Genomic DNA, 11,624 nt, shown 5'->3' on the forward strand with positions numbered 1-11,624 from the left:
CGCGGGGGCAGGTGCGGCCAAAGTGGTGGTCATGTGGGGATCCTCCGTAAAAATGTAGGCACAGATGCCACATCCCGCACGAAGCATGGCGGGATGTGTTTCTGTGAGACGAGGTTCGTCTTCCCCAACGGCCTCAATAATCTCACTGTTATGGTTTCGATTCTGGCTTCACTCGCACCCCACCGGCAACCCTAAAGTTGCACTTCATCCCCCGTTTATTAAACCTTCACTTGAGGTTTAGTGTACGGAATCTGCCCGACAAGTGCCCTGACGAACTCGTCGCGACGCGCGTACGGTGGGGCCCATGAGCAATCGAACTGAGAATGTGAAAGAGATCGTTAACAAGGTAGAAACCCGCCTCTATATCGGTGGCGAGTGGCGCGAAGGCTCCACCGGTGAGACCTTCGACGTGATTAACCCCGCCACCGGCGAGACCTTAGCAACCATGGCCTCGGCTACCTCCGCGGACGCCGTTACAGCCCTCGATGCCGCATGCGCCGTGCAGAAGGACTGGGCACGCACCGCCCCACGCGAGCGCGCCGAGATCCTGCGCCGCGCCTACGAGCTAGTCATCGAGCGCACCGAAGATTTCGCCACCTTAATGACCGCCGAGATGGGCAAGCCCTACGCCGAAGCCGAAAGCGAGGTGACCTACGGCGCCGAATTCCTCCGCTGGTTCTCCGAGGAAGCGGTCCGCCTCAAGGGCGAGACCTTCGAGATCCCCGAAGGCGGCAACCGCGTGATCACCCAACGCAAGCCGGTCGGCCCCTGCCTGCTGATTACCCCATGGAACTTCCCGCTAGCCATGGCCACCCGTAAGGTCGGTCCCGCCGTGGCTGCCGGCTGCACGATGGTGCTCAAGCCCGCAAAGCTCACCCCGCTGACCGCGCAGTACTTCGTCCAGACCATGATCGAGGCCGGACTTCCAGAAGGCGTACTCAACATCGTCGCCTCCAACTCCGCCTCCTCCATCTCGGAGCCGCTGATGGCCGATAAGCGCCTGCGCAAGGTCTCCTTTACCGGCTCCACCGCCGTAGGTAAGGAATTGCTCAAGGGCGCGGCCGATAACGTGCTGCGCACCTCCATGGAGCTGGGCGGCAACGCACCACTGCTCGTTTTCGACGACGCCCACTTGGACGCCGCCGTCGACGGTGCCATGTCCGCCAAGATGCGCAATATCGGCGAGGCCTGCACCGCCGCCAACCGCCTCATCGTCCACGAGTCCATCGCGCAGGAGTTCTCCGAGAAGCTCGCTGACCGCTTCCGCAAACTGAACGTGGGCAACGGCCTGGACGAAGGTGTGGATGTCGGCCCGCTCTTCGAAAAGTCCGCCGTGGATAACGTGCAGGAGCTTGTCGACGACGCCCTGGACCAAGGGGCTACCGCCACGGTGGGCGGATCCCGCATCGAGGGCGACGGGTTCTTCTTCGAACCCACCGTGCTGACCAACGTGCCCACCCAGGCGCGCGTGTTCAACGAGGAGATTTTCGGGCCGGTCGCCCCGATCTACACCTTCGCCGACGAAGAGTCCGCCTACGAAATGGCCAACGACACCGAGTACGGCCTAGCCGCCTATGTGTTCACCAAGGACTCGGGCCGCTTGTTCCGTGCCTCCGAGGCCTTGGAGTTCGGTATGGTCGGCTACAACGTGGGTGTCACCTCCAATGCCGCAGCACCATTCGGCGGCGTCAAGCACTCGGGCCTGGGCCGCGAAGGTGGCGCCGAGGGCATCGAGGAGTACACAGAGCTGCAGTACATCGGGTTCAAGGACCCGTACGCTTAGTCGGCCCGCGTTAGCTGGCCAGCATCTCGTCGATAAGCGCCGTGTTCGTCTCTTGCCACAAAGGTTTGGCCCAGTCGCCGAACTTTTCGTCGGTGAGGCAGACCATGCCGGTGCCGGCGAGTTCGTGCTCGCTCCACGCGGGGATCAGCCACGCGTAGGAGCCTCGCATACCGAAGTGGCCGACGGTATCGGCGGGCATGTTGTCGCCGGTCCAGTGCGGTGACTTCTCGCCTTTGATTTCAAAGCCCAGCCCCCACGGGTTGGGTTTTTGCATGCCGTAGCCTGGGACGATGCCGATCAGGTCCGGGAATTGCACGGTGAAGGCCTCGCGCACGGTCTGCTCCGCAAGCAGTTTCGGCTCCAGCAGCTCCTGCAGAAACAGGGTCATGTCGGTAACCGAGGAGCGCCCGTCGTGCCCCGGCGAGCCCCAAATCTCCGTGTCCTTCATCCCCAGCGGCTTGAATATGCCTTCGCGCGCATAGTTCTGGAAGGACATGCCGGTTTCTTCCTGCACGATATAGCCCAGCCACTCGAAGCCGGCGGAGGAATAAATGCGGCGCTCCTCCACGCCTTTCCGCACCTTCATCTCACTCATCGCCACGCCAGACGCGTGCGCGAGTAGGTGGCGCACCGTCGAGCCTTCAGTCCCGGCCGGGGTGTCCAGCTCGAACACGCCCTCCTCCACCGCCATCAAAAAGGCGTACGCGGCCAGAGGCTTGGTCACGCTCATCAGCTCGAAGACGCGGTCTTGGTCACCGTAAGTTGCCTCGTGCGTGCCGACGATCGCCGCGGCAACATTGTCGGGTGGCCATGATTCGAGGTGCTTGTGAAGATCCATGCCCACGATCCTAGCCTGCCCCTAAAGCGCCTAGTCCTTGTCCTTGCCTGAGCCTTCTGGGTCGTCGGTATCTTCGTCGTCACGATCCCCCGTGCCCAGCGTCCACTGTTCGCCCGAATCGGTGCGGGCATCGTCGTCAAGCAAGACGTCCAATGCGTCCTCGAACTCCTGGCGTTCCTCCGCGGCGGTCTTTTCGGCCTGATCGGCACTCTGTGTTGCCTCCTGGTCACCCGCGCGGCTCTTGCGTCGCCGCAGGTCCTTCTCCATTTGCTCGTGACGCCAGCTGCGCACACGCGAAGGCTCGATGCGCCTGCCGACGCGGCGCCCGCGGTCTTCTGCCAGCTTCATCAACTCGCGCACCTGCGAGGCCGTCATGTTCACCGGGGCGAAATCCGAACGCGCGGGGATGTACCAGCCGCGCCAGTAAGACAACATGGCCAAGGCGATGGCGAAAAGTGGTGAGATTGCCATGCCCAGGAGGTTCAGGTTGAAGGCGTCAAAAATGACCATGGACACCGCCGACACCAGGGCCGGCACCGCGTAAAGCTGCTGGGAGGTGAAGATGCTGGGGACACTACCGACGACTACGTCGCGGACCATACCACCGCCGACGGCCGTGACCACGCCCATGAACACGCACGCGACCACCGGCAGGTTATAACTCAGCGCCTTCACGCAGCCGGTGACGGCCCAAAAGCCTAGGACGATGGCGTCGGCGTGGAACTTGAACAGTTCCCACAGTTTGCCTTTGAAATCGGTGAGCGCCGCGACCAGCGCGCCGCCGAACGCGAGGATCAGGTATTCCTCGTTCGCCATGGCGGCCACTGTCCCCTGGCCGATCATCATGTCGCGCAAAATACCGCCACCCAGTGCGGTAAATAGCGAGAGGAATAAAAACCCGATGATGTCAAAGTTGCGCTTGCGCGCAATAGTACCGCCGACGATTCCCATGAGGAATACGCCGGCGAGGTCAAGAAATCGATACAGAGCTTGAACGTTAGGTGCGAGATCTTCCACGCATACCAGTGTAAGGGTGCCGCCGAAAGGTGGCACGAAGTGGTCTGCGGGCTAGCGCACGTCGACGAACTTCTTCAGCACCCAGGAACGCACCGCGATCAGTGCAAGCCCGATCACGATGGCCAGCACACCGATGGTGATGAAGAAAGCGCGCTCCGCATCGGCAGAGGTTGGGTCATAGAACCCGCCAAGGGTGCCCGACAGCGCGGTACCAGCGGATACGGCCATCAGCCACACGGCGAACAGGCGAGATTCGAAAGCTTGAGGCGCTACCTTCGTCGCTAAGCTATTGCCCACCGGCGACAGCAAGAGCTCACCCATGGTGAACAGGAACAGGATCCACACGACGACCCACAGCGGCGTGGAGTTCTCGCCGCCGCCAGCGAAGGGCAGGAAGAAGAACAGCGAGCAGCCGATGATGATATTGGCCACGCCGAACTTCACTGGCGAGGACCACTGGCGCTTCCCCAGTTTCGTCCACATCGCGGCGAACACGCCCGAGAAAATGATGATGAAGATCGGGTTGAAGGACTGCACCTGCCCCGGCTGCAGCTCAATACCGAAGAAGTTGCGGTCCAAGCGCTGGTCCGAGTACACGGCCAGGATGGTGAACTGGGACTGGAAGATCGCGAAGAACGCAATGCCACCGATCAGCAGCGGGATGTAGCCCACCAGCCGCGACTTCTCCAGCGGGGTGGTCAGCTCAGAGTTGTACATCTGGACCAGCAGCACGACGATCGCAGCCACCGCAATGATGGCAGTAATCGTCGATAGCCACTCCACGCGCACCACACCCGTGGCGATCAGCGCGACAGCAACCACGACCAACACAAGGGCTCCAACGCCCCACTTCCAGTAGTCGGAAGCCGGCAGCGGGTTAGGCACCTTATGGCCGGCCTCTTTAATCGTCGTTTTGCGCATGCCCAGGTACTGCAGCAGGCCGATCGCCATACCGACCGCCGCCAGCCCAAAGCCCCAGTGGAACCCGGCCATGCCGAAGACCCAGCCGGTCAGCAGCGGGCCGAACAGGGCGCCGATATTCACGCCCATGTAGAAGATGGAGAAGCCGGCGTCACGACGAGGGTCCTCGCGCGAGTACAGCTGGCCAAGCACCACCTGGGCCGACGTCTTCACACCACCGGAACCCAGCGCAATGGACACCAGGCCGAGCGCCAAGCCCAGGTAGCTAGGGATCACCGCGAGCAGAATGTGGCCCACCATCACGATGACCGCCGACCACATCAAAGTGCGCTCCGGGCCGAGGATGCGGTCGGACACCCAGGACGCCACCAGCGAGCACATGTACACGAGCCCGCCATAGGCACCGACAATCGACAGCGCCTGCGCCTCGCTCATCCCCAGTCCGCCCTCGCTGACGGAATAGTAGAGGTAGAACGCGAGGATTGACTGCATGCCGTAGAAACTGAAACGCTCCCACAGCTCCACGCCGAACAGATTCGCGAGCCCCCACGGCTGACCAAAGAACCGCTTCTCTTCGCCGCCCGCTCGCGTGGACGGATCAATCACACTACTCATTCCTCAATATTTACTCTTCAATCATTAAAAGGCCTATTCCTCACACGCCCGCCACCCCACACACTTTTCGCTACAGTGCCTACTAAACACCCCTCGCGCGAAAGGACCCGCCATGCTGATCACAAACGCCCGCCTACCCAAGCACGATGGCCTCTGGGATATCAGTATCGAAGGGACCAGGATCTCGTCGATAAGCGAATCGCGAGAGCAGACCCCGCGCGACCCGCAGGTCGGGGACGAAAATACGCCCAGCCCCCAGGTCGAGTTTTCGGGCAAGCTTATCGACGCCGCCGGCCGCCTTGTTGCGCCGCAGTTCATCGAGGCGCACGTGCACCTTGATTACGCGAACACCAACGGCATACCGCGCCCGAACCACTCCGGCACGCTGTTTGAGGCGATTGAGATTTGGGGCGAGAGAAAAGACGGTGGCCTGCACAAACAGGAAACGATTTACAACAATGCCAAGCAGGCCGCCCTGTCTGCGATGAGCCACGGCGTGGGCTATATCCGCACCCACGTGGACGTCACCGACCCGACCTTTGCCGGCCTGGATGCACTGGTGCAGCTGCGCGAGGACCTGAAAGATCAGGTGTTTATCGAGCTGGTCGCCTTCCCCCAAAACGGGATGTACGCCTACGAGGGCGGAGCGGCGCTGGTGGAGCAGGCGATGGAGCGCGGGGCCACTGTGGTCGGCGGGATCCCCCACCTGGAGCCCACGCGCGAGCTGGGCACCCAGTCCGTGAAGCATGCCTTCGACCTCGCCGAGAAGTTTGGCGCGCGGGTGGACATCCACTGCGATGAGATCGATGACCCGCAGTCCCGCTTCGTGGAGGTCATGGCCGCCGAGACCACTCAAAGGTCCATGCAGGAACACGCCAACGTCTCCCACGCGGTGGCGATGAGCTACTACAACCCCGGTTATATGCAGCGCCTGCTGCCGAAGCTGCGCGAATCGAAGGTCACTTTTGCCGTGTGCCCGAATGAGAATCTGCACCTGCAGGGCCGCGGTTGGCAGAACCCTGTTCCGCGCGGCGTGGCCCCGGTGCGCGAGCTGACGGAGCAGGCTATCCCGGTGGCGTTTTGTCAGGATTCCATGGCTGATCCTTTCTATCCTTTGGGCAATGGGGATTTGATGCGCATCGTCGATACTGGCCTGCACGTTTCCCACATGCTCACCCCGCAGCACATGGATTCCTGCCTGGATTTCATCACCACTAACCCCGCCTATAACTTGGGCATCACTGATCGCTATGGCATCGAGCCTGGCAAGGACGCTTCCCTTGTGATCATCGACGCCGCCACCCAGCAGGAGGTGCTGCGCCAGGGCTCCACCATCGTCTATTCCATGCACAAGGGGCGCGAGATCTTCCGCACGAAGCCAGCAGAGGTAACCTGGGCCTAATATGCAGATTCGAGACTTCCAACCCTCCGACACGCCCTTCGTCTTCGACCTGATCAACGAAGGTTTTCACGTCGATCACCGCTTCAGCTCGCGCGTTGGTGTGTTCCTAGACATTTACCTCAACTCCGCCACCTTGAGCGCCACGCATTTTCGCGTTGCGCTTATCGACGATAAGCCTGCCGGACTATTGCTCGGCCGTATTAAAGGGGATCCCGTTCTGCCGGGCCGGTTGAGAAAGCTGGGTGCGATAGTAAGGGACTTGGCGCGCATTGCGCCTGTGTTTGTGCGCGAATGGCCTGGTATTAAGGACTGGCTGACCGAGATGATCGTGTCTGTGGGCCTGATGCGCGATATGCTCTCCCGCAATATTGAGCCGGACAATGAGGTGATTTTGTTCGTGGTTGGTGCTGAAACCCGTGGCACCGGCGTTGGCAAGGCACTCTTCCAGGAATTTTCTGAGCAGGCCGGCGAGTTCTATTTGTACACCGATTCCCTGTGCACCTGGCCCTTCTATGAGAAGCGCGGCATGAGGCGCGTGGCCCAAGCCCGGCGCGATTCCCCGCTTTATGAGGACCCCGTGGACCACTTCATCTACGCGTACTAACCTTTGCGCGCGCCCTCTCGCGCCCCCTTCGCGCCCCTCTCGCGCCCCCTCGCACGATTTGGCCGACAAATCTCCCCCATTTCCCAGAAATCGCTGGATTTGTCGGCCGATTGTGCTCTTGACCGGCATGCACCGAGCCTGTCAGTTAGATTAAGAGGGCAGTGATCAACGTTTCGGGGGAAACATGAGAAAAATCTATTCACGGGAAGAATTGTGCGCTCATTTGGGCATCGGGGTGAGAGCGTTTCGGGCTCGTTTGAGAAGTGGTGAGATCACAAAGCTCGACCACGGCTTCTATGTCCTGGGGACACTGAGTGCGGACGAATTCGCGGCCGCGCTTCTGTGCATACATCCTGAATGGGCACTCACCGGGGTCTCGGCCTACCAGTTTTACCACCAGGCCCGTCTCACCTACCCGCTGCATTTTCGCGCTCCCAGGACCGCGAAAACCCGTTCAAACGCTAAATTTCACGTGCGCGGATACCGGCACACGGTTGCCACGAACTATGGCCAGACCCGGATCGTCCCACCGGTTGTTGCAGCGTGGGATGCCAAGGAGCAGATCTCCGCGCACGATTTGGCCGACTTCCTAGAAAGCGCCTACGCAAAGAAACAAGGCAAGCACAACCTTGAACTGCATTTATCGTGGATGGGGCACGTGCCTAAAGATCTTCGCGCGTACATTTCAACGCTTTCCATTGGCACGGACAGTAAGACCGAGCGAAGATTCTTTCACGCCCTCAAGCGCAGGGGCCTCGACTTTGAACAAAACGTGCTCATTGGCCCCTATATGTGGGACTTCCAGAGCAAAAGGTTCAAACGGCTATTGATCGAGATTGGGGCGTTCAAATATCACCGCGACCTCTCTACTCCTGCCGGGGAGAAGGCGCACATCAAGGATTCCTGGAAGCTCAACGATGCCGCCCTCAATGGTTATGTTGTTCTCCAGTTCACTGCGAAATGCATTGATGAAGAGCTGGAGCGCTGCCTGGACATGGTTGAGGATGCCATCGCTGTCATGGAAGGTGGCTCCCCGCGACGTGAATGGGCTCCCGTGTGGCGCTGGCATTCGTGGATACAGAGGCTCGATCGCTTGGGCCGGGCCGCCTAAGGCACAAAAGCACATTCAGCCGACAAAACGGGCGGATTCTCCAAAAATCCCCCAACTTGTCGGCCGAAAAGCGCAATCCAAGGCTTAGGACAAGTGCGGGCCCCAGGTTTTTAGGGTGGTTCCTTCAACATCGAGTAACACGCGGCCTGAGGATGCCGTGACCAATTGCGCGTGGACTCCGAAAACATCCCGTAACGCCTCGGGGTTCAGGATCTCTTCGGCCGGGCCGGTATCTAATAGGATTCCGCCCTCACCGATGAGTGCAACGGAGTCGCAGAACCTGGCAGCCATCGCAATATCGTGGATGGCGATCAAAATGATCACGCCGTGCTCACGGGCGAAATGGTTGAGCAAGCTCATCAGGTTGTATTGGTGCTGCAGGTCAAGGTGGTTATTGGGTTCATCCAACAACATGTGGCTGGCCTGTTGTGACATGGCGCGCGCCAGCATGACGCGTTGGACCTGCCCGCCCGACAATTGAGACAAGGGCCGGTCGGCCAAACTGGTCACATCGGTGTGGCTCATCGACTCATCGACGATCTCTTCGTCCGTATCAGTCATCCCACCCCAGAGGCCTTTTCCAGCGGTGCGGCCGAGGGTGACGATATCGCGCACCGTCATGGAGATCGGCGGACCGGAGTACTGGGCGATATAGGAGAGGACTTCCACGCGTTCGGATCTTGTATAAGAACGCAATGGTTGTTCGTCGTAAAGCACCGTGCCAGAAAAGTCCTGGACACCGGCGATGGCGCGCATCAAGGTGGATTTGCCGGCACCGTTCGGGCCGACGATGCCGTAGACGCCGGGGGTGTCGAAGTCGAGTGAGATGTCGCTGACCACGGTTTTTGTGCCGTAGGTGACGGCGAGGTCGCGGACGGTGATGGTCATCGTTGACGGTCCTTTCGGCGCAGCACGACGAAAAACAGGGGCACACCGATCAGGGCGGTGATCACGCCGACGGGGATCTCTTGGGGTGCGAAGGCCACGCGGGCGAATGCGTCCGCGATCACGAGGAAGATTGCGCCGACCAGCGCGGACAAAGGGACCAGGGAGCCGTGCTTGGGGCCGACTATGATGCGCACCGCGTGCGGCACGATCAGGCCGATGAAGCCGATGGCGCCTACGGCGGAGACGGTGGCGGCGGTCAGGAGGCTCACGACGATCAACACCACGTAACTGACCGCTTTGACGGGCACGCCCATGGTGTAGGCGATATCGCCGCCTAGGGCCATGGCGTCAAGGTAGCGTGCGAGGGCCCAGAGGATCGCTAAGCCAATGGCGCCGACGATCGCGACGATGATCAGGCTGTCCCATCGGGCGGCGCCCAACACGCCGAGCAGCCAGAATAGGGCGCTGCGGGTCGCGTCAGCGTCGCCAAAGGCGGTGGTGATCAGCTGGGTGAGAGCGTCGAAAAGAAAGCCGACCAGCACGCCGGTAAGAACTAGGCGCGTGGCGTCTTCGGCTCGCCCGCCAATCAGGCCCATCAGGACGGCGAAGGCCAGAAGCGCGCCCACTGCCGCGCCGCCGGCAATGCCCCACTGCCAGGAAGAGAAGATCAGGGCGACGACAGCACCGGTCGATGCACCTGCGGAAATACCTAGTAGATAGGGTTCCGCCAGGTCATTGCGGGTAATCGCCTGCATGACCACACCACATACCGCGAGGATCGCGCCCACAAGTGCAGCCATGAGCACGCGCGGTAGGCGCAAGTCCACCAGAATGGATTCGCGCAGGGTGGAAGGCCTCGGGAAGGCGGGATCTATAAACAGCCCGGTGGAATGGGTGGCCCAGCCACGGATCTCGGCCAAGCTGACGGAGCTCACCCCCATCGTCATGGACACAACCATGACGATAAGCAGGATGATGCCACCGATCAGCCCGGTAAGGACGGCACGTTTCATCGATGCTGGATTACTTGTCGAGCACGCCGTCGCGCAGTGCCTTGGCGATCTCCACGATCGCCTCGTGGGAGCGCGCGGAGGCGGAGGTAGTCACACCATCGATGATGACGTAGCGCTCATTCTTCACAGCGTCGAGGTTTTGCACGGCCGGGGTGGATGCCAGCATCTCGGCCTTTTCTTGCCACGTGTCACCAGGGGAACCGCGCAGCGCCAAGTCGCCCAGGATGATCACGTCTGGGTCGGCCTCAGCGATGGCCTCCCAAGAGACCGTGGGCCACTCTTCGTCGACGTCTGCGAACACGTTGGTCATGCCAAACTTCTCGCCCATTTCGCTGACGATGGATGGGCCGCCGGCAATATAAGGATCAGACTCATACGCAGAGTAAAGCATCATGAACGTGGTGCCTTCTGGCGCCTGGGTGTCTGCGGCATCCTGCAGCGCTTCATTCTGCTGCTTGATCAGCTGCTGCGCGCCTTCCTCCTGGCCGAAGATTTGGCCAAGCTCGGTGAAATCGCGCTCCAACAGCTCGAACTGACCCTTGCCCTTGTTTTCGCCGTAGTCGCGGCACTCGGTGTTGTTGTTATAGGTAGGTACGCCCAGCTGGCTCCATTCTTCGCGCGTACCCGCACCAGCCTCTTCCCACGAGGTTCCGAATGGCGAGAAGATAAAGTCAGTGTCTGCCGCGCGCAGCTGTTCGGAGTTCGCCGGCTCATCGCTGATCACGGTGAGATTTTCGGTGGCTTCCTCGAAACCTTCTGGCGGGTAGGACTTGTGGTGGCTATGGCCTGCAATCTGATCCTCAGCGCCGATCATCAGCAAGGTGTCGGTCGCGCCTTGCTCCATGGTGGTCGCGCGCTGCGGCGGAGTTTCCACCGTGAATTCGGTACCACAGTTATCGATGGTCACCGGCTCGAAGTCTGCAGCGCTTTCCGACGATCCGGCCGCGCTATTGTCTGCAGCCTCGCCCCCGCAGGCCACCAGGCTGATGGCGGTGGCGACTGTGATCGCGCCGAGGATGGATTTTTGTGCTCGAGACACGAAACGAACTCCTTTAATTCAATCGTTCAATTGATCTATGTGCAAAACATTACCCAATGGTGCGCCCATGGCCAACTTCGCTCAGTTCATCCAGCGCAACCACCCGATCACACACGTGGCCCAACAAATCATGGTCGTGGGAAATGACCAAGAGCCCCAGCGAGCGGTGCTGGACTTCGTCGATAAGTCCGGACCAAATATCGGCTTGGAGCAGCGCGTCCATCATGGTGGTGATCTCATCGGCCACCACGTACTGGGTGCGCGGATCCAGCGAACGGGCAATATTGATGCGTTGGAGCTGACCGCCGGAGACCTCTAAGGGGTAGCGGCGCAGCCAGTCCTGCTCCACGCCCATGCGTTCCAACGTTTTTAAAGGAATGCCACGGACTACTT

General features: G+C 60.7%; 10 protein-coding genes and 1 pseudogene. 4 read left to right on the top strand and 7 right to left on the bottom strand.

The window, feature by feature from the left end:
* Positions 1 to 304 precede the first annotated feature (304 nt).
* The gene (locus tag ACHFGA_RS10745) at positions 305 to 1,783 is read left to right on the top strand and encodes an NAD-dependent succinate-semialdehyde dehydrogenase (RefSeq protein WP_394282373.1); all 1,479 of its coding nucleotides are present in this window, start codon (positions 305 to 307) and stop codon (positions 1,781 to 1,783) included.
* Between the two features lie 10 nt (positions 1,784 to 1,793).
* Here ACHFGA_RS10745 and ACHFGA_RS10750 read toward each other — a convergent pair whose 3' ends face one another.
* The 3 genes from ACHFGA_RS10750 to ACHFGA_RS10760 are packed head-to-tail and all read right to left on the bottom strand — an operon-like array spanning position 1,794 to position 5,174.
* Positions 1,794 to 2,621 carry a serine hydrolase domain-containing protein gene (locus ACHFGA_RS10750; protein ID WP_394282374.1) on the bottom strand — a complete coding sequence of 276 codons (828 nt, stop codon included), beginning with the start codon at positions 2,619 to 2,621 and terminating at the stop codon, positions 1,794 to 1,796.
* A 30-nt stretch (positions 2,622 to 2,651) separates the two neighbouring features.
* Positions 2,652 to 3,638, bottom strand: coding sequence for a trimeric intracellular cation channel family protein (locus ACHFGA_RS10755; RefSeq protein ID WP_394282375.1), 987 nt, complete (start codon positions 3,636 to 3,638; stop codon positions 2,652 to 2,654).
* A gap of 51 nt (positions 3,639 to 3,689) precedes the next feature.
* Positions 3,690 to 5,174: a peptide MFS transporter gene (locus ACHFGA_RS10760; protein ID WP_394282376.1), complete on the bottom strand. Its 1,485-nt coding sequence runs from the start codon at positions 5,172 to 5,174 to the stop codon at positions 3,690 to 3,692.
* A 112-nt stretch (positions 5,175 to 5,286) separates the two neighbouring features.
* Between ACHFGA_RS10760 and ACHFGA_RS10765 the strand changes: the two genes are divergently transcribed.
* From ACHFGA_RS10765 to ACHFGA_RS10775, 3 genes are all read left to right on the top strand, one after another.
* Entirely contained in the window at positions 5,287 to 6,576 is a 1,290-nt protein-coding gene (locus ACHFGA_RS10765; RefSeq protein WP_394282377.1) for an amidohydrolase family protein, read from the top strand.
* Position 6,577: 1 nt separating this feature from the next.
* Entirely contained in the window at positions 6,578 to 7,180 is a 603-nt protein-coding gene (locus ACHFGA_RS10770) for a hypothetical protein (protein WP_394282378.1), read from the top strand.
* 184 nt (positions 7,181 to 7,364) lie between these two features.
* The gene (locus ACHFGA_RS10775; protein ID WP_394282379.1) at positions 7,365 to 8,291 is read left to right on the top strand and encodes a hypothetical protein; all 927 of its coding nucleotides are present in this window, start codon (positions 7,365 to 7,367) and stop codon (positions 8,289 to 8,291) included.
* Between the two features lie 84 nt (positions 8,292 to 8,375).
* Here the strand turns inward: ACHFGA_RS10775 and ACHFGA_RS10780 are convergent, their stop codons facing one another.
* From ACHFGA_RS10780 to ACHFGA_RS10795, 4 genes and pseudogenes are all read right to left on the bottom strand, one after another.
* Positions 8,376 to 9,179, bottom strand: a complete 804-nt coding sequence (locus tag ACHFGA_RS10780) for an ABC transporter ATP-binding protein (protein WP_394282380.1) — start codon at positions 9,177 to 9,179, stop codon at positions 8,376 to 8,378.
* Entirely contained in the window at positions 9,176 to 10,192 is a 1,017-nt protein-coding gene (locus ACHFGA_RS10785) for a FecCD family ABC transporter permease (protein ID WP_394282381.1), read from the bottom strand. Before ACHFGA_RS10785 ends, ACHFGA_RS10780 begins: the two co-directional genes overlap by 4 nt.
* A gap of 10 nt (positions 10,193 to 10,202) precedes the next feature.
* A complete protein-coding gene (locus ACHFGA_RS10790) occupies positions 10,203 to 11,231 on the bottom strand; it encodes an ABC transporter substrate-binding protein (RefSeq protein ID WP_394282382.1) in 1,029 nt (342 codons plus the stop codon).
* 49 nt (positions 11,232 to 11,280) lie between these two features.
* Positions 11,281 to 11,624: pseudogene (locus ACHFGA_RS10795) on the bottom strand (hypothetical protein); the annotation flags it as partial.

The organism is Corynebacterium sp., assembly GCF_043426755.1.
GTDB lineage: Bacteria > Actinomycetota > Actinomycetes > Mycobacteriales > Mycobacteriaceae > Corynebacterium.